This is a genomic window from Leptolyngbya sp. DQ-M1 (assembly GCF_039962505.1).
In the GTDB taxonomy this organism is placed as follows: Bacteria; Cyanobacteriota; Cyanobacteriia; order Leptolyngbyales; family Leptolyngbyaceae; genus Leptolyngbya.
This window is the reverse complement of the sequence record NZ_JAMPLJ010000001.1, coordinates 629452-649348: the sequence shown is the minus strand read 5'-3', so window position 1 is coordinate 649348 and position 19897 is coordinate 629452. Positions and strand designations below refer to the sequence as shown.

At 48.6% G+C, this 19897-nt stretch carries 13 protein-coding genes; 7 read left to right on the top strand and 6 right to left on the bottom strand.

What is annotated here, in order from left to right; translation table 11 throughout:
- Positions 1–57: 57 nt before the first annotated feature.
- The 3 genes from NC981_RS03140 to NC981_RS03130 are packed head-to-tail and all read right to left on the bottom strand — an operon-like array spanning position 58 to position 3634.
- Positions 58–3117, bottom strand: coding sequence for a PAS domain S-box protein (locus tag NC981_RS03140; protein WP_348241491.1), 3060 nt, complete (start codon positions 3115–3117; stop codon positions 58–60).
- An 8-nt stretch (positions 3118–3125) separates the two neighbouring features.
- Positions 3126–3302: a hypothetical protein gene (locus tag NC981_RS03135; RefSeq protein ID WP_348241490.1), complete on the bottom strand. Its 177-nt coding sequence runs from the start codon at positions 3300–3302 to the stop codon at positions 3126–3128.
- A gap of 32 nt (positions 3303–3334) precedes the next feature.
- Positions 3335–3634, bottom strand: coding sequence for a helix-turn-helix transcriptional regulator (locus NC981_RS03130; protein WP_348241489.1), 300 nt, complete (start codon positions 3632–3634; stop codon positions 3335–3337).
- A 709-nt stretch (positions 3635–4343) separates the two neighbouring features.
- Here NC981_RS03130 and NC981_RS03125 point away from each other — a divergent pair.
- The 3 genes from NC981_RS03125 to NC981_RS03115 are packed head-to-tail and all read left to right on the top strand — an operon-like array spanning position 4344 to position 10452.
- On the top strand, positions 4344–7787 hold the full coding sequence (locus NC981_RS03125; protein ID WP_348241488.1) for a PAS domain S-box protein: 3444 nt from the start codon (positions 4344–4346) through the stop codon (positions 7785–7787).
- Positions 7778–8239, top strand: coding sequence for a response regulator (locus NC981_RS03120; RefSeq protein WP_348241487.1), 462 nt, complete (start codon positions 7778–7780; stop codon positions 8237–8239). The genes NC981_RS03125 and NC981_RS03120 overlap by 10 nt, the downstream gene beginning before the upstream one ends.
- 20 nt (positions 8240–8259) lie before the next feature.
- Positions 8260–10452 carry a response regulator gene (locus NC981_RS03115; protein ID WP_348241486.1) on the top strand — a complete coding sequence of 731 codons (2193 nt, stop codon included), beginning with the start codon at positions 8260–8262 and terminating at the stop codon, positions 10450–10452.
- A gap of 487 nt (positions 10453–10939) precedes the next feature.
- On the opposite strand, the gene thrB is transcribed toward NC981_RS03115, so the two are convergent.
- Positions 10940–11845, bottom strand: a complete 906-nt coding sequence (gene thrB, locus NC981_RS03110; RefSeq protein WP_348241485.1) for a homoserine kinase — start codon at positions 11843–11845, stop codon at positions 10940–10942.
- Positions 11846–11933: 88 nt separating this feature from the next.
- On the opposite strand from thrB, the gene NC981_RS03105 reads away from it, so the two are divergent.
- The 4 genes from NC981_RS03105 to NC981_RS03090 all read left to right on the top strand — a co-directional run bounded on the left by NC981_RS03105 (position 11934) and on the right by NC981_RS03090 (position 17922).
- Complete coding sequence (locus NC981_RS03105) at positions 11934–13214, top strand: folylpolyglutamate synthase/dihydrofolate synthase family protein (protein ID WP_348241484.1); 1281 nt, start codon at positions 11934–11936, stop codon at positions 13212–13214.
- Positions 13215–13290: 76 nt separating this feature from the next.
- The gene (locus tag NC981_RS03100; RefSeq protein WP_348241483.1) at positions 13291–15357 is read left to right on the top strand and encodes a PAS domain-containing protein; all 2067 of its coding nucleotides are present in this window, start codon (positions 13291–13293) and stop codon (positions 15355–15357) included.
- A 73-nt stretch (positions 15358–15430) separates the two neighbouring features.
- Positions 15431–16723, top strand: coding sequence for a dihydrolipoamide acetyltransferase family protein (locus NC981_RS03095; RefSeq protein ID WP_348241482.1), 1293 nt, complete (start codon positions 15431–15433; stop codon positions 16721–16723).
- A gap of 551 nt (positions 16724–17274) precedes the next feature.
- On the top strand, positions 17275–17922 hold the full coding sequence (locus NC981_RS03090; RefSeq protein ID WP_348241481.1) for a M23 family metallopeptidase: 648 nt from the start codon (positions 17275–17277) through the stop codon (positions 17920–17922).
- A gap of 32 nt (positions 17923–17954) precedes the next feature.
- On the opposite strand, the gene hslO is transcribed toward NC981_RS03090, so the two are convergent.
- Both hslO and NC981_RS03080 read right to left on the bottom strand, forming a co-directional pair.
- Entirely contained in the window at positions 17955–18851 is an 897-nt protein-coding gene (gene hslO / locus NC981_RS03085) for an Hsp33 family molecular chaperone HslO (RefSeq protein WP_348241480.1), read from the bottom strand.
- 98 nt (positions 18852–18949) lie between these two features.
- The gene (locus tag NC981_RS03080) at positions 18950–19726 is read right to left on the bottom strand and encodes a PspA/IM30 family protein (RefSeq protein WP_190378617.1); all 777 of its coding nucleotides are present in this window, start codon (positions 19724–19726) and stop codon (positions 18950–18952) included.
- Positions 19727–19897: the final 171 nt, after the last annotated feature.

Here is a 19897-nt window from a genome sequence, read left to right as displayed (position 1 = left end):
CTTCAGGAGAGTGAGCGATAAAAGAGAAAAGTGTAAAAAACATTCTTGTTGTATTAATCAAGTCTGATGCACTAACTCAGCGATCGCTTGCACTAATGCCTCTGGATTAACTGGCTTGGAAAGATGCCACTGAAACCCAGCCGCTAAGGCTTGCCATTGATTCACATCACCGGCATAAGCCGTCAGTGCAATCGCTGGAATTTCTCCACCCTGTTCAGGGGGCAATTCTCGAACGCACTGTATCAGAGTATAACCATCTACTTCAGGCATCCCAATATCGGCAACAATCAAGTGTGGGTTTGATTGCCGGACCCTCTCTAGCGCCTCGGTTGCCCGAGATACGGAAATTACCGTTGCTCCTGCCTCTTCTAAGATAAATTGAACGAGTTCCAAGTTATCAACTTCATCATCAACCACCAGAACTTGGACACCTTGCAAATCCGTATCGCTCATCGGTACGGTCTCCTCTGAGGTTGAAGGGGATGTTGGCATTAGGGGAAGCATCACGGTAAACGTTGCCCCTTGTCCTTCGCCGGGGCTTTCTGCTTTGACTTGACCGCCATGTAACTCCACGAGATGACGCACGATCGCCAGTCCCAAGCCCAAGCCGCCAAATTTCCGGGTGCTTGCTCCATCCTCCTGGCGAAAATAATCAAATACGTAGGGTAGGAAATGAGCAGGAATACCTTTACCGTTATCGCGAACAGTAATTTCAGCATGATTGTTTGCCGCTGCTAGTATCACCTCGACTCGACCGCCTGTGGGCGTGAACTTCACTGCGTTGGACAGCAAATTCCAAACGACTTGCTGGAGGCGAGTTGAATCGCCCAAAACGTGCCCAACTTCAGTCTCTAGATTCGCCTTGATCGTGATCGATTTCGCTTCGGCGGCGAGTTGCACCGTCTCGATCGCGGCTCGGATCGTCGATGCTAAGGGAATTGGATTCACGCTCAGACTCAGTTTTCCTTGCAGAATTCGGGAAACATCCAGTAAATCTTCAATGAGTTCCGATTGCAGCTTGGCATTGCGCTCGATCGTCGTAATCGCCTGGACGGTTCTAGTTGCATCCAGATTGCCAGTTTTCAATAGCTTTGCCCAACCGAGAATGGGATTCAAGGGCGATCGAAGCTCGTGGGACAAGACGGCGAGAAATTCATCTTTCAGGCGATTCGCTGTTTCCGCTTGTTCTCGTGCTATTTTTTCGCGTGCCAGTAATCGTTCTCGCTCTTGTTCCGCTTGTTTTCGCTCTGTAATATTTTCAGCAAAAATGATGATGCCACCAATTTCGTTTTCACGGACGTACCAGGGCAGAATTTCCCAATGCAACCAAATGCCAGAGTTATCGTGACGGGGGTAGTAATCTTCTTCACACCGTTCGGCTGCTCCCGCAAGACAGCGTAGATGCACCTGCCGCCATTGATTGGGAATATCAGGCATCACTTCATAGTGAGAAAGCCCTTCCAAATTCGTGTAGTCTGGGGCGTATTCTTGCATCCAGCGGCGGCTTGCAGAGATATAGTGCATCTGTCGATCGAGCATAGCAACCGCAGCCGGAGTATGTTCAATAAACATTTGCAGCGTCTGATTGGTTGCCTGTTCGCGAGCTAAGAGTTGTTCACGTTCTTGTTCTGCCCGTTTACGCGCAGTAATATCCTGCACAACGCCCAGCATTCCAAGAAGCCCTGAAGTATCATATTGAGCACGTCCTTTGGCAGCGATCCATCGCTGTGTTCCATCAGCAATAGTTACTCGGTACTCAATGTCATAGTCATTGTGTTCCCTGATTGCCTGTTCGACAGCAATTCTTGCTTTTTCCTGGTCTTCTTCGTGCAGCCGTTGTCGCAACTGTGTCCAGGTTAGATTTGCGCTAGGTTGAACGTCGAAGATTTTGCACGCCTGCTGAGAGAAAGTAACGCGATCGGTTGATGTATCCCAACTCCAGTCTCCCATCTTGGCAGCGGTCAGGGCGAGACTCAGCCGCTCTGCACTGGCTCGAAGTGCTTCCTCATAGTTTTTGCGTTCCGTAATATCGAGCGTGACCCCAACCAGGCGAATTGGATTGCCGTTGTCATCGTAAATCAAACCGCCTCGTGCAATGAGCCAATGTAAACTCCCGTCTGGGTAGAAACATCGTTCTTCAACCTCATAATCCGTGCGCTCCTCGATCGATCTCCGGATTGCGGCTTGAACACGATCACGATCCTCTGGGTGCAGTGCAGCAAATAAGGTTTCATGAGTAAATTCAGCATCCGCAGGTAGCCCAAAGTTCGCTTTGCACTGATCAGAGCAGGTGAGGACATTGGTCATCAAGTCATGCTGCCAGGAGCCGAGCTTTGCCGTACGAAGGGCAATTTTCAGATGCTGCTCACGCTCTTGAAGTGCGGCTTCAATGCGTTTCTGCTCAGAAATATCGACAGCAACCCCACCCAGTAGTTTTTCTTCAATCTGATGATTGATCAGAAACTTGTATACCAGATAGTCTCCAGTACTTCCGTCAAGGCGAGGAGCACGCTCAATCATCTCAATCGCCGCTCCAGTTTCAAACACGCGCTGATTATTCTGTAAGAATTGTTCAGCTATTTCCGCCGGAAAGATTTCCGAGATGTGTTTTCCGACTGCATCTTCAGGGCAGGAAAAGAGTTTGAAGTAGGTGGGATTTAAGTAGAGCAATCGTCCTGATTGATCCGCAATCCAGGATGCCGCAGGATTATGGTTCATAAAGGCTTGAAACCGCAATTCACTCTCTCGCAGGGCGGCTTCTTTTTGCTTTCGTTGAGTAATTTCGATCGTCAGAATCGTCGTATGTGTGTCACACGGGCAAATTCGCAATTCAAACCAGCGTTGCCACTTCGAGCAAAAATACTCTAGTTGAACAGGGATTTGCTCTGTCCTCGATCGCTGAAATTGTTGCTGAATTTCAAGGGTTGCCCATTCAGGACAAATATCCCAAATAATTTTGCCGACTGTATCTTCTTTTCGGACTCCAAACCATTCAGTTTGTTGGCGATTCAGGTCGGTTAAACGCCACTCCTGATCAAGAACAGCGATGCCATCAGAAAGGCATTCCCAAATGCTTTTCTCACCCATTGCCAGACTTGTTCCCTCTAAACTGCTCATCGCTGTTCTCACCCCCGGTTTACTAATGCTGCGGTTTCTTCAGAGTTGTAAAAAGTGCTAACTGCCCTTACAAGTTCTTCTTGCTCAACTGGCTTGGTCATATGCCGTTGAAATCCTGCTTGTAGGACTTGTTGCTGATCAATTTCTCCCGCATAAGCGGTCAAGGCGATCCACGACTGACACAATTTAGAGATTCGCTACGTAATTTGCACCATCATTAGAGTTCAGGGGCAAAGTAATGGTCTAAAAGCTGCTGACTCCGTTCACGTATCTCCCCAGTTGCAGATTGGTTGATCTCGTTGAGAACGGCGTAGATTTGTTTGAGAGCTAGGGTAGACGGCTGCATTCGTCCGTTTTCCCATCGATTAATCGTGCCGTAGGCAACACCCAAGACTCTACCAAGCTCTTCCTGTGTTAGCGCGGTTAGTTGTCGCAGTTCTCGAATCAAGCGACTAACGTTAGGCTGCTCCAGCATAGGAGTCTTTGGTAGCAGAACCGTGTGAACAGTGGCTTTCATATCTATAAACGGGTTTAACGGAAAATGGGTATAACGAACGTTACAGGCAGATTATCTACTGATTTAGTAGGACTCGTTTTCTACCTTAAGGTAGAAGAGGTTACCGCTTGATTAAACTGGAATCCGGGTAACTTCTGTTTTTGTTCGTGTTTTCGATTTAACCTACCTGTAGGTTGATGACTTAATATTGCTTTTAAGTTTTCCAAACTATGCTTCTGCGCTTCTGCATATTAGGAGGATGTCAGCTAAGCACGAGCAGTCCTAATAGTTAGGAGGCTGCTCAGAGAGCAGACAACTTCAAGCTGCACAGATTCAAGAGCAACTACTATGCTTTGATCTGTACTAGAGTTGTTGGGGAATAACTTGATTTCAAAGTAGAATTCAGACGGTTGCTGTGTTTTGCTATCTGATCAAGCTGCTTTCGAACAGAGCCGCTTTAAGCAGTGATGGATTCAGGAAGAAAATCATGATGCAAAAACTACAAGGAACATAGAATTCAGGGAATACCAGCCTTGAGAACACAGCAAAAGAGCCCAAATGCGTTCTATAGATGCCTTGATGCCAGGAAGCGCCTTTAATTCTTAAATCCATCTTAAGGGGAATGTAAAAAAAAAAACTTCTCCCATATGGTAGTTTGAAAAACGCAATGTTCCGCCAATCGTCATAAGTCATGGGGCTAAAAAACTCTCTCTGGCTAAGAAATCATACTGTGCCATTTCTTGCAGTTGGGTTAGCGCTCCTGCTCACCTTGCTGCTACGATCGCTGCTCTATCCTACGTTGCTTCCCTTTTTCTATGCAGCAGTAGCGATTAGTGCTTGGTCGGGTGGAATGAGGGCGGGACTGAGCGCGATCTGCTTATCGGTGTTAGCCATTCAAGTCTTTTTGCTTGCCCCAATTGAGGCGCTGCCGACTGCCTTAAGCAGCGTTGCACAACTTGGAGCTTTTGTACTCGTCACAGGGTTGATTAGTTTTCTCGGCTCCGAGTTACGTACTAAACGGCGGATAGAAATCCTGTATCAACAGGTGCAAGAACAGTTTGATGTCTTGAATCGCATTCTGGCGGCATCGACCGATCACATTTATGTGTTCGATCGCTTGGGTCGCTATTCCTATGTGAGCCAAGGAGGCGCTCAGGTTTTGGGATTTCAACCGGATGAAATCGTAGGGAAAACTTGGCGCGAGTTAGGATTGCCAGCCAAACTCATGGAGCGAGTAGATGCCCAGCGAGAGCAAGTGATGCAAACCGGGCAGCCCCTGAAGGAAGAAACCAATTTTGCAACTCCTGATGGCATTCGATATTACGAGTATATTTTCACGCCTTTGCAGACCTCAGAAAGCACGGTTGAGGCAGTTGTGGGGGTTTCTCGGGATATCACCGAACGCAAGCAAGCAGAAGCTGCCTTACGAGAAAGCCAAGCGCTGTTTCAGAATTTTATGCAGCATAGCCCAGCGACAGCTTATATTAAGGACGAAGCGGGACGTTATCTTTACGTCAATCCATTAATTGAGCAAACGTTTGGACGATTGCTGAACGAATGGGTTGGTAAAACTGATTTTGATCTATTCCCTGCTGAAGTAGCACAACAATGGCGACAAAATGATTTGCAGGTATTGACTGAGGGCAAAACGCTGCAAGTCACGGAGATTGCTCCCCATGAGAATGGAGATCGGTACTATCTCTCATTCAAATTTCCATTGCAAAATGCTGCTGGACAACAGCTAATGGCGGGAATGTCGATCGATGTGACCGAACAAAAGCGGGCTGAACAAGCGCTAGCAGAAAGCGAATACCGCTACGCCCAAATTCTCAACTCAGTTCAAGATATGGTATTTTGCAAGGCTCCCGGTTCCGTAGTGGTCTACGCAAACAAAGCAGCCTGTGATTACTACGAAATGACGGTTGAGGAACTGCGCGGTATTACCGATGTCCCCTTTAACGAACTGGATTTCACTCAACAATATTTGCAAGATGACCTGAAAGTGTTTACGACCGGAGAGCCCATCGAAGTTCTAGAAGAGCCAAACCGGCGAGCAGACGGAGAGATCCACTACTTCCATACGATCAAAACTCCGGTTTTTGACACTCAGGGGAACGTGACTGAGTTAGTAGGAGTATCGCGTGACATCACAGAAAGGATTCGAGCAGAGGCGGCTTTGAGAGAAAGCGAGGCTCGGTTTCGCGCCGTTTTTGAGTCGAATATGATGGGCATTCTGTTCTGGAGCGCTGATGGATTATTTACCGATGCCAACGATGCCTTTCTTCAGATGGTCGGCTACACTCGCGACGATTTAGCACGGGGAGCCGTGCGCTGGGATAAAATGACTCCATCGGAATACCGTTCTTTAGACGAACACGCTTTAGCAGAGATTCTCGATCGTGGTGTCTGTGTTCCTTATGAGAAAGAATATCTCTGTCAAGATGGGAGCCGTTTGCCCGTTTTGATTGGGGGTGCGTTGCTGCAAGGGTTTACCGATCGAGGTGTTTGCTTTGTGCTTGATATTACCGATCGTAAGCAAAAAGAGATCGAACGGGCGCAACTGCTGGAACGGGAACAGAAAGCCAGAGCCGAGGCAGAGCTTCAGCGCAGTTATTTATATGCCCTATTGATGCAAGCTCCTGCCCATATCTGTATCCAACGCGGAGCAGACCATGTGTTTGAGTTTGCCAATCCGCTCTATAGCCAATTAGTGGATGGACGAGAGTTAATGGGTCATCCGGTGCGCGAAGCCTTTCCTGACCTGGAAAGACAGGGCTTTTTTGAATTGCTTGATCAGGTGTTGGAGACGGGGGAACCCTTTATCGGTAAAGAAGTGGCAGCCGAATGGGATCGACTGGGTAACGGCACCTTAGAGGAAGGATTTTTCAATTTCGTGTACCAACCGATGCAAGGTATTGATGGTAAGCCTGAAGGCATCATGACCTTTGCGTTTGAAGTCACCGATCAGGTACTGGCACGGCGGCAGGCAGAAACCCTGGCAGAAAATTTACAAATTCAGCAGCAGGCGTTGCGGGAGAGCGAAGCCCGCTTTCGTCACTTGGCAGATACCGCTCCTGTCTTAATCTGGATGTCGGGTACTGATAAGCTCTGCACCTACTTCAATAAACCTTGGCTAGATTTTACGGGACGGACGATCGAGCAAGAGTTGGGTAACGGTTGGGCAGAGGGAGTACACAGAGACGATTTTCGATATTGCCTAGAAATTTACACAGGTTCGTTTGATGCGCGTCGGGAATTCAAAATGGAGTACCGTTTGCGACGGTTTGATGGGGAATATCGTTGGGTGCTTGATCACGGTGTCCCGCGATTTACGCCGGATGGAGAATTTTTGGGCTACATCGGTTCTTGTATTGATATTCACGATCGTAAACAGGCAGAAGAACAAATCCGCCGCCTGAACGAAGAACTAGAGTATCGCGTCAAGAAACGTACCCAACAATTACAAGCAATGAATAAAGAACTGGAAGCGTTTTCTTATTCGGTATCCCACGATTTACGCGCACCCTTGCGGCATATCAATGGCTTTGTCGATCTGCTGCAACGACGGATAGGGACTTCCACTGCTTTAGATGAAACCAGCCAGCGTTATTTAAGAACCATTACTGACACCACGAAAGAAGCTGGCAGGATGGTGGATGATTTGCTGGCATTCTCTCGCATGGGACGAACCGAAATGCGACTGACAACACTAGATCTCAATCAGTTGTTGCAGGAAGTGCGGCGAGAGATGGAGCAAGATTTAGAGGACAGGATCATTGATTGGCACGTTGAATCTTTGCCTGTTGTTCAGGCTGATCCTTCAATGATGCGCTTAGTGTTACGCAACCTATTAGAAAATGCTGTGAAATATACCCGCACTCGGACTGAAGCAATCATTCAAATCAGGAGTACCCGCACTGAGAATGAGACCATCGTCTCTGTGCATGATAATGGGGTAGGCTTTGATATGCAGTATGTACATAAACTTTTTGGCGTGTTTCAACGGCTGCATACTAATGAACAATTTGAAGGAACAGGCATTGGGCTAGCCAATGTGCAGCGCATTATTCACCGTCATGGTGGAAAGGTTTGGGCAGAAGGAGAACTCGATCGCGGTGCTGCCTTTTACTTCTCCTTGCCCAACACCCCAACGAAGGAGGCGACATGGAACTAAAGCGAATTTTATTGGTAGAAGATAGTGCTAGAGATATTGAATTAATTCTGGCAGCCCTTGCAGAACATTGTTTAGCGAACGAAGTCATCGTTACACGAGATGGAGAAGAGGCTTTAGATTATTTGTATCGGCGTGGGATTTATCGCTTACGCAGTGAAGGGCTTCCGGGCGTAGTGCTCCTGGATTTGAAATTGCCCAAAGTCGATGGACTAGAAGTGCTGAGCAAGTTAAAAGCTGACCCAGAGTTGAAAGCTGTGCCTGTAGTCATTTTGACTTCTTCACGAGAAGAAAAAGATTTGGTTAGTAGCTATAACCTTGGTAGCAATGCTTATGTCGTTAAACCTGTAGACTTCCATGAATTTGTCGAAGCGATTAAGGAACTAGGGTTGTTTTGGGCAGTGGTGAATCAACCGCCGCCTGGATCCCTTCCCCCTGCCCGTCCTGCATCTTGACGTTAGGATTACATATATTTATGCTCCGTTTTTTATTACTTGAAGATAGCGCGATCGATGCCGATCTCATTCAAGCAGTTTTGCTAGAAGGAGGATTGGAATTTGACCTTAAATTAGCTCAAACTCGCAACGATTTTATAACAGCCCTTGACCAGCAGGTGTTCGATCTGATTCTGGCAGACTATTCACTCCCTAGCTTCGATGGATCGTCTGCTCTTGAAATTGTCCAGGAACAGTGTCCGGCTATACCCTTCATTTTTGTTTCCGGGACGCTCGGAGAAGAAGTGGCAGTAGAAATGCTGAAAAGCGGTGCAACCGATTATGTCCTGAAACAACGACTAGAACGGCTGATTCCTTCGGTAAAGCGTGCTTTGAAAGAAGCGGAGGAACGGGCTGCTCGCAAAGATGCAGAAGAAAGACTGATCAATTATGCAAATCGCTTACAGACGCTATCAGAAACTTCTCGCAGCTTTTCCGAAGCGATTTTGGATTTTCAAACTCTACTCAATACGGTGTGCTGCACCATTGGAGAATTAATTGGGGATGCTTGCATTCTGAAACTTGTTTCTGATGATGAACAGTGGCTTCAGATTCGGGCAGTCTATCATCGTAATCCTGAACTGGTGGCGCGAGTACAGCAGGCTGCCAGCGCTTTCCCACAACGGATTTACGAAGGGCTGTCAGCTCAGGTACTCCAAACTCAGCAACCTTTGTTTCTGTCCACGACGACTAATGCAGAACTACAGGTTTCGACACAAACGGAAGCCTCCTACCTAGAGCAATTTATAGTCCATAGCCTCATGATTGTGCCACTCCGAGTCCGAAACCGGAGCATCGGCAGCCTCAGTTTGATTCGAGAGACACCTGATAAATCCTATACGATCGATGATCAAACGTTTTTGCAAGATTTAGCCAATCGCGCTGCGCTTGCGATCGACAATGCTCACCTTTATCAGAAATCCCAAGAAGCCAATCGAATTAAGGATGAATTTCTAGCGATGCTCTCCCACGAATTGCGGTCGCCCCTGAACGCGATTATTGGTTGGTTGAGTTTGCTGCGAAGTCGTCAGTTTGATGGAGCAACAACGACTCGCGCTCTAGAAACCGTGGAACGGAATGCCAAAGCTCAAGCAAGACTGGTTGAAGATTTGCTCGATGTATCGCGTGTTCTTCAAGGCAAACTTCGTCTCACCCTCCGTCCTCTGGAACTATTGCCTGTTGTTGAAGCTGCGATCGACACGGTGCGACCAACGGCTGAGGCAAAAAACATCCAATTGCACCTAGCTCTAGATCCTCAAATCGGGAAAGTTTCGGGCGATGCGGAACGTTTGCAGCAAGTCATTTGGAATCTCATGAGCAATGCTGTGAAATTTACACCAAAGGGAGGACGGGTTGAGGTCAAGCTAGAAAAAGCTGGCGCAGACGCGGATGGGCAATCTGCTCTCGCTTTCGATGCCCAAATTACAGTATCTGACACCGGACAGGGGATAAAACCTGAATTTCTTCCCTATGTCTTCGATCGCTTTCGCCAAGCAGATAGTTCAATTACCCGGACGCATGGCGGTTTGGGTTTAGGGTTAGCCATCGTGCGCCATCTCGTTGATTTGCATGAGGGGCAGGTTTTTGCGGATAGTGCAGGTGAAGGTAGAGGCGCAACCTTCACTGTAAGGCTGCCGCTGCTGGCTCCAAAACCGGATCTGGGACGAACCCGGACTAACGCTTCTGAAATTGCCATGATTGATCCATTTCACTGTGCCGCTCGCTTAACCGGGCAACGGATTTTGATCATTGATGATGATTTGGATGCTCGCTTCTTATTGCTCTCGATTCTAGAAGAATGTGGTGCGGAGGTTGTCGCGGCGGCATCAGCGAGTGAAGGAATTTCAATCTTAACCAGTTCTGGAAACTCATTTGACCTGCTAATTAGTGATATTGGGATGCCCGGTGAGGATGGATATACTCTCTTACGACGGGTACGCTCGCTGCACGTAGAGCAAGGGGAGCATATGTCCGCAATGCTGAAGAACGCTTGTCGTATTCCTGCGATCGCGGTCACTGCATATGCCAGAGAAGAGGATCGTCAGGCTGCACTCTTAGCAGGCTTTCAGGCTCATCTTGCGAAACCAATTGATCCAACTCGGCTTATTCTGTTAGTTGCAGATTTGGTCAGTCAAACAGCAACCGAAGTATTGTTCTCAAGCAGAAGAATTTGAATCTTTCCATCTCTAAATAATCACCAGTTGATGGGATGACAGGCTTATAGGAGTCTTTCTTTTTGCTCTTGGGCAAGACTTGTGCAATTGCTCCCATTAATTCCTATCAATCACTAGAACATAAATGCCTTGCAGATTAAAGATTGCTTAACCCCTATCCTGCACAAATTCTCAGCATTTTTGTGCTCTTAAATATAGGCTCGCTGTCACCCCTCTAAACTTCGCCATTCAATTCTCACCTATCTTCATGCTCGTAATAGGAGTCGATAGTGTACAACTTTATTTTCAGGAGCTTCTGCAACTAATCTAAAGCAGTGTACAACTTTAATTTCTAGCGGATCAGAAGAATGAATCTAACTATTTGCCTTTTGAGATAGTTCAGTGTACAAGTTTATTTTCAACTTACAGTTACGTTGACATAAGAAGGAGTGGGGTATTGTTCTTTTTAACTCCCTACTCCCCACTCTTTCACACTCAAACAGGATAGTTAAGTTACACTCGTACCTTGAACATCGATCGCTAAACTTTTTACTTGCACTCCAACTTCTAATCCGATCCAAGCTTTCTCCATCGCTGCATTGACTGCTTCAGCTTTTTCCTGATGCGCCAACGCCAACACCGTCGATCCAGCTCCACTAATCACCATGCCATAAGCGCCAGCACCGATCGCCGCTGTTCTCACTGCGTCGTATCCTTTAATCAGTTTTTCCCGATAAGGTTGGTGAATTCTATCCTGCAATGCTGCTTTTAACCAATCTGCGTTTCCGGTCTCTAAGCCCCGAATTAGTAGCCCCAAGTGAGACGCATTAAAAATCGCATCAGCGCGGCTATAAGTTGCAGGTAAAACACTACGAGCTTCGGCAGTTGATAGTTCAAAATCGGGAATGGCTACGATCGGTACAATGCTCGAATGCCACGCTAAGTCACAAATTTCCCAAGCGCGATCGATGCCTGATGCCGCTAATCGACAGCCCCCAATTAACGCAGGCACCACATTATCCGGATGTCCCTCGATCTCGGTCGCGAACTCTGCAAGTTCAAGCTGTGATAACGGTGATCCTGCGAGTTCGTTTGCTCCGACTAATCCGCCGACGATCGCAGTTGCCGAACTGCCCAATCCCCGCGCTAACGGTACCTCCATTTTGATATCGAGCTGGACGGCTGGAACGGGTTGATTGATGCGATCGTAAAGCTTTGCAAATGCCTGATACACCAAATTACTCGAACCCAGCGAAACCCGCTTCGCTTCTGCTCCCGTTGCGGTAATTCTCAATCCAGAATCGATGCGGGAAAATTGGAATTCGTTGTAGAGCGTTAACGCCGCTCCAAGACAATCGAACCCAGCACCGAGATTGGCAGTAGTCGCAGGAACACGGACAGTAATATTAGACATGAGCAGCGATCGCACTAAGAATTCAGTCCTTTATTGTAGGGGTAAGCGATCACAATGATTTAATAGAGAAGCATTTTGAATCTTGGCTATGACCCACTCGGAACCGATCGACAAAATAGAAGCGTTGCTACAATCCTACGAGCGCTTCGGGGTGCATCTTGGCTTAGAGGCGAGTCTAAAGCTGTTAACAGACTTGGGAAACCCTCAAGCGCAAGTTCCTGTCGTTCATGTGGCAGGCAGCAATGGAAAAGGTTCGGTCTGTGCTTATCTCTCAACCATTCTGACCGAAGCAGGCTATAAAACGGGTCGCTACACTTCGCCGCACTTAATCGATTGGACAGAGCGAATTTGTATTAACAATCAACAGATCGATCCCACAGCACTCTATCAAACGTTGCTGAAGGTGCAGTCGAAAATTGATCCGGCTTGTTCTCCGACTCAGTTTGAAGTGATCACGGCGGCAATGTGGCTCTATTTTGCTGAACAAAAGGTAGACATTGCGATCATCGAAGTCGGCTTAGGCGGACGATTAGATGCCACCAATGTGATTGAGCATCCCTTAGTCAGCGTGATTGTTTCGATTAGTCGAGAACACTGGCAACGATTGGGATTTACGTTATCGAGCATTGCAGGTGAAAAAGCTGGAATTCTTAAACCTGAATGTCCTGCCGTGATCGGACAGCTACCCGATGAAGCGGCATCGGTGATCGATCGTCGAATTGCTGATCTCAATTGTCCCGCAGTTTACCCCGAACCCTCAAAGCTGATCGACGGTTGGGCGCATCAAGGCACACTCAAATATCAATTGCCGCTCCAAGGTGACATTCAATTGCACAATTCAGCCTTAGTGATCGCTGTGATTCAATTGCTCCGGCAGCAAAACTGGAATATTTCTGATAGTGCGATCGTCAATGGAATTAGAAACACAAAATGGGCAGGGCGGTTACAGTGGTATGAGTGGAAAGAGCATAAAATCCTAATTGATGGCGCACATAATCCAGCGAGTGCCGAAGCATTGAGACAATACGTTGATCAACTTAAACAAAGCTCAAACCACTGTTCAACCCACTGGGTCATGGGAATGTTATCCACAAAAGATCATGCTGATATCTTCAAAGCACTCTTACGATCGCAAGACTCCCTCTTTCTAGTTCCCGTTCCGGGTCATAGTTCGGCTGATCCCACGGAACTCGCCAATCTTGCCCAAGAAATTTGTCCCGGTTTAGAACATTGTCAAATTTATCCAGATGTCGCTACTGCCCTAGACAGCGCGATCGCCCACGCTGAGTTAGTCGTATTCTGTGGCTCACTCTATTTAATAGGTGACTTTTTCAAACAACAAAGAAATATCGCCTCCATCTTTGGATAGAAGTTTCTGGATATCCGGAGTGTTAGGTTAATCAAAATGCCCCCATGCGGGTATTTTCTCCATTCTTGGTCTGCTCATGATGGACGATTCTTGCTCTCAAACCGATGATTTCTATGAAATGCGCCCTAATTCCGAGGGTGAGAGCCGTGCAGAAGCTTCTAAAGTAAAGCCAACTAATTCCCAAATCCTGGAGCGCCTTCACCAAACAGAAGCTGCTCTACAAGAAAGTGAAGCGCGATTTAAGCGATTTGTTCAAGGCAGTCAGGACGGATTTTGGGACTGGGATGTTGTACGTGATCGCTGGTACGTCTCCGATCGCTGGAAACAACTGCGCGGAATTGCCCCCGATGCCACCATCGCAGATACTGTTACTACTTGGTACGAATCTACACATCCAGACGAGCGCGATCGCGTTTTAGACGGATTTCGGCACTATGTTGCTCAGGGATCAGGACAGTACAGCGAAGAATATCGGATCGTACAGCCAGACGGAACGATCATTTGGGTGCTTGATCGGGGTCAGGCAACTTGGGATGAAACTGGACGTGCAATTCGAGTCACCGGATCACAAACGGATGTCACAAAACTAAAACGCACAGAAGAAGCGTTAGAAGAAAGTCAGTTGATCTATAAAACGCTGGCGGACACAATGCCGCAAATGTTTTGGATCACACAAGGCAATGGCTATCATGATTACTTTAATCAACGCTGGTATGATTACACCGGAACAAAGCCGGGAGAAACTGACGGCGAGGGCTGGCAAACCTGCCTTCACCCGGAAGATGCTAAGAAAGCGGCTGTAACCTGGCAAGAATGCCTCAAAACGGGACAGCCTTATAACGTCGAATATCGCCTCCGATGCGCCAAAACTGGAGAATATCGCTGGCATCTCGGACAGGCGCTCCCCCTGCACGATTCAGACGGCGATATCGTCAGATGGTTTGGCTCTTGCACCGATATTCACGATCAGAAATTACTCATCGAAGAGCGAGACAGCGCCTTAGAACGAGAACGCGCCGCCCGACTTGAACAAGAAAAAGCCAACCGTACCAAAGACGAATTTCTCGCCGTCGTCTCACACGAACTGCGATCGCCCCTCAATCCGATCTTGGGCTGGATCAGACTGCTCAGAACCCGAAAAATGGGAGAAGCTCAAACTCAGCAAGCCCTTGAAACGATCGAGCGCAACGCCAAGCTGCAATCCCAACTGATCGAAGATCTGCTTGATGTGTCCAGAATTCTGCGTGGGAAATTGGCGCTGAAAATCACACCTGTCAATTTAGTCACGGTGATCGAATCGGCGATCGAAACCGTTCGCCTTTCTGCTCAAGCCAAAAATATTCAGATACAAACCCGCGTCAACGCCAACCTCACTTATGTTTCCGGCGACTTTAATCGACTTCAACAAGTCGTCTGGAACCTGCTCTCGAATGCCGTAAAATTCACCCCCGACCGCGGCACCATTACGATCGAGCTATGCGCCACCGACTCTACGATCGACATTAGGGTTCAGGACACCGGAAAAGGCATCGCACCCGAATTTTTACCGCACGTCTTCGAGCAATTTCGCCAAGCCGATAGCAGCATCACTCGGCAATTTGGCGGTTTAGGATTGGGTCTTGCGATCGTGCGTCATATTGTCGAGCGTCATCAGGGTCAAATCCGCGTCGAAAGTAGGGGCGAAAATCAAGGCGCAACCTTCATTGTGGAGCTACCGTTATTGAATACTCCTGTAAACTCTGCGATCGCCCCACTGGATCACACCCCCGATGAGCAGTTAACCGGGCTATCGCTGCTGATTGTCGATGATGAAGCCGATGCCCGCGAACTGCTTGCCTTTTTGCTAGAGCAACAAGGTGCGATCGTCACGGCTACCAGTTCCGCCAAAGAAGCACAAGCGAAGCTAGCAAAGTTTCAGCCCGATCTTTTAATTAGCGACCTGGGAATGCCCGATGTCGATGGATTTCAACTGATTCGGCAACTCCGGGCAGAAGGTCGATCGATTCGAGCGATCGCCGTGACTGCCTATGCGCGGGAAGAAGATCGTCAAGCGGCCCTCGCGGCTGGATTTCAGGCGCACGTCACTAAGCCGATCGAACCTGCGGAACTGTTCAGGGTAATCCGGGCAGCCGTGCAGAAATAGCGGTGTCCCGACCAATATTCGGTACAATCTGATCTGCACTGCTTGTGATTAGACCTATCCCTGATTAACCGCCATGATCCACGAAATTTTCATGCCCGCTCTCAGTTCCACGATGACCGAAGGAAAAATCGTGTCCTGGGTCAAATCTCCGGGCGACAAAGTTGAAAAAGGCGAAACCGTCGTGGTGGTGGAATCGGACAAAGCCGACATGGATGTCGAGTCGTTTTACGAAGGCTATCTCGCCACGATCGTCACTCAAGCAGGTGAATCCGCGCCCGTTGGCAGCGCGATCGCGCTGCTTGCTGAAACCGAAGCCGAAATCGAACTTGCCAAACAGCAAGCCGCCTCAGTTTCCGCTCCGGCTGCTGAGCCTGCGCCTGCGCCCGCACCTGTTGCTATTGCCGCTTCGACCAACGGCAGCAGCACCGCCGCCAAAAACGGTAGAACGATCGCCTCTCCCCGCGCCCGCAAACTTGCCAAGGATCTCAAAGTTGATCTAGCGACGATCGCGGGTTCTGGGCCTCACGGTCGCATTGTCGCGGAAGATGTCGAATCTGCTGCTGGAAAAACTCCAACACCCGCAGCAACTGTTGCAAAACCCGCTGCTCCAGCTCCTACGATTTCTGCTCCTGCTCCGGTTGCCGCAGTCGCTCCTGCACCTCGTCCCGCACCCGCTCCAACACCTGCACAGCCCGGGCAAGTCCAGCCGATGACGACGCTGCAAGGTGCCGTTGTACGAAATATGATGGCAAGTTTGGAAGTTCCAGTCTTCCGCGCCGGTTACACCATTACGACAGATGCACTTGACAAGCTTTACAAGCAGGTGAAATCGAAAGGCGTAACGATGACTGCTCTACTGGCGAAAGCGGTTGCTGTAACGCTGCAAAAACATCCGCTGCTATATGCAAGCTACGTTGAAAATGGTATTCACTTTAATGGTTCGATTAATATCGCTGTTGCTGTTGCCATGGAAGATGGCGGATTAATCACACCGGTATTGAAGAATGCAAATCAGCAGGATCTCTACTCGCTGTCTCGCAGTTGGAAAGATTTGGTCGATCGTGCCCGCGCCAAACAACTCCAACCTGACGAATATAGCTCTGGAACCTTCACCATCTCAAACTTAGGGATGTTTGGAGTCGATACATTCGATGCAATTTTGCCGCCGGGGCAGGGATCAATTCTGGCGATCGGAGCTTCCCGCGCCAATGTCGTCGCCACCGATGATGGAATGCTGGGCGTTCGTCGGCAAATGCAAGTCAACATTACTTGCGATCACCGAATTATTTACGGTGCTGATGCCGCAGCATTTCTGCGCGATTTAGCAAAACTGATTGAAACCGATGCTCAATCCTTGACGTTGTAGAACCCTCGATCGTTGGTCAAACCTCCAGGCTCTTTGAGAGCCTGGAGGTTTTTGCTTGGGACAAAATCGGAGCGATCGCAGCCGATACCCAACCAATTTGTTAATGCTACAGATTCTTTGCCCCCTAAATCCCCCAAAATGGGGGACTTTGAGAATTCAATCTTTCTTTGCCCCCTAAATCCCCCATTTTGGGGGATTTAGGGGGCAAAGAAAGATCTGTAGGGATTAAAGATCAATTTGGTACGAGACAATCAGTCCGTGAACAACGCAGGTTAATTTTGCAGCTTATAGAATTATTCAAAAAATTCGCGGTAGACAAACTCTATTGAGTTGTTTTCCATGCAGCAATGCAGAGAAAAATGAAGTTTTTGTAAGGCAACCGTAATAAAACGGAAAAGATTCAAACAGGTTTACAGGAAATTACGGGGGTAATGAAGATTTTTTGTGATTAAATTACCCTTGGCTGGCTCCATCGCCAAAGCGCAACGCTCTGCGGTGTGATGTCTGTTGGTTTGCATCTGCCCGCGCTCTTCACACACAAGGAGAAATGAATGAGGCAAGTATGGAGGTCATTAATCACCCGATCGCGGTTCACGCTGAAACGGTTTTGCATCGTCATCAGTCTCGGATTTTTAGCAGCGATCGCTTTATCTTGGGGTCAACAAGGACTCTTAGCATTCGAGACCAATTTAATCGCAACTGGAAGTAGCTGGCAGGGCGCATCTTTCCCTGTAGAAAACTTTCAAGGCTACACCTCACCTTTCGGCTATCGGCTGTCGCCGGACGGCTCCTACAACCGCGAGTTTCATCGTGGTTTAGACATGGCAGCCCCGGAAGGCAGCTACATTCGTAACTGGTGGACAGGAAAAGTCGTTGAAGTTTCAGACGGTAGCGCCTGTGGTACATCGGTTGTAATCCGATCGGGTGACTGGGAGCATATTTACTGCCATATGCAAGGATCAGCAGGGCGTAACGGTCAAGGCAAGTTTATTCGATCGGGCGATGTCCAAATCTATGAAGGTCAGACGGTGACAGCAGGACAGCGCATTGGACGAATCGGCATGACCGGACGCACGACAGGCCCGCACTTGCACTGGGGACTGAAATACTCAAGCCAATGGGTTGATCCCGCGCTTGTTCTCCGGGCAATGTATGCTGAGCAAAGAACTGGACAGCCCGTATCGAGCCGCCCAGAGTAGTTGATCTTTTGTAGCTGATTTTTTTGCTGAATTTAGTTTGCTTCTTTTAACTCATCGATCAACTGTTCTAGTTGGTCGATGTTTGCTTTGTAGACTTCGCCGCAGAAATGACAGGTTGCTTCTGCACCTTGATCGGTTTCAATCATGTCACGCAGTTCGGCTTCGCCCAGCAGTTTGAGCGCTCCCAGGACGCGATCGACCGAACAGCCGCAATGAAATCGTACCAACTGCGTGTCGGAAAAGAGCTGCAAGCCCATATCCCCTAGCAATTCCTCGAATATCATCGGCAGAGTTTTACCCGCTTGCAGCAAAGGCGTAAATCCTTGCAGCGTGGACAGTCTCGACTCTAGCAGCGCGACAAGTTCAGGATTTTCTGCGGCTTTCGGGAGAATTTGAATTAATAATCCCCCTGCCGCCTGTACACCACTCGGATCAACGAAAACTCCCAGAAACAAGGCAGAAGGGGTTTGCTCTGACGATGCCAGATAGTGAGTAATATCGTCGCCAATTTCGCCTGAAACGAGTTCTACGGTGCTGGAGTAGGGATAACCATAGCCGACATCTCGTACAACATACACATATCCATCGTTACCGACTGCGCCGCCGACATCTAATTTTCCCTTCGCGTTGGCTGGCAATTCGACCTCTGGATTGTCCACATACCCGCGAACTGTTCCATCTGTGCCTGCATCGACCATCAATCCGCCCATGGGGCCATTGCCGCGAATGCGGATATTCACTCGTGACTCCGATCGCTTCATGCTCGATGCCAGCAACAATCCTGCCGACATTGCTCTGCCGAGTGCAGCGGTCGCAACATACGATAATTTGTGGCGCTGTCTTGCTTCTTCGCTGAGGCGGGTGGTAATCACCCCGACTGCCCGGATTCCACCCTCTGCGGCAGTTGCTCGAATTAACTGGTCAGCCATGAAAAACCTTTTCGTTTCAATCTAGAGACTTTCTTTGATTGTAACGATTTCTTATTAATAACGGGATGAAGCGGGGAGGAACTCTCCCCACTCCCCACCTAGAGATTGTCTAACTGCTTTTTGAGATCCTCTAACTCAGAATCGATCGCTGTATCTTTCGGGGCTTGCGTGGTCTGAGGGGCTGCCGTTCCGGGTAGCGATTGCTGCGCTGGCTGTGAACCTGCTAGCATTTGCTGCTTCATTGCTTCGAGTTCGAGGTCAACATCACCAGACTCAAGCGCCCGGAATTGCGCTTCAAGGTCGGCTCCAGCCAGTTCACCTGCGGCTTGCGATCGTGCTTCGAGTTGCAGCACCTTGTCTTCCATCCGCTCGAATGCTGCCATTGCGGTGCTGGTTCCCATGTTGTTAACCATCCCTTGCAGTTGCTCTTGAGCCTTGGCTGCGCTGGCGCGGGCTTTGAGCATATCTTTTTTGGTCTTGGCTTCTGAGATCTTGCCTTCGAGGGCGATGAGGCTGCGCTTGAGGGTATCAACCTGACTAGATTGGGTATCGAGTTGAGTTTTGAGCGCGGTCGCAGTTTCAGTATGAGTTTTTCTGCGGGTGAGGGCTTCGCGGGCAAGATTTTCGTCGCCTTTTTGCAGGGCGAGTTGTGCCCGTTGTTGCCAATTGTTCGATTCCGTTTGAGCTTGATTATATTGTTGCTGGGTGCGTTTTTGCGAGGCGATCGCCTGCGCGACGGCTTGACGAAGCTGCACCAAATCTTCCTGCATATCTTGGACAGCTTGCTCCAGAATCTTCTCTGGATCTTCTGCCTTGCTCACCATGTCATTCACGTTGGAGCGGACAACGCGGCTGATGCGGTCAAATAATCCCATAGTTCTTTCCTTCTGGCGTTTCTTAGAGTTGAAGTTGCCGTTGCTTTATACGTTAGCTCACACCGCTGATGTTGCAGCACTTGCGTAGGGTTTAGCTCAATGATCCCGTAAAGTAGGGTCGGAGCCTCGTCAGATATGCAAATCGGACAGCCTCCTTTAGTTTAAAAACTT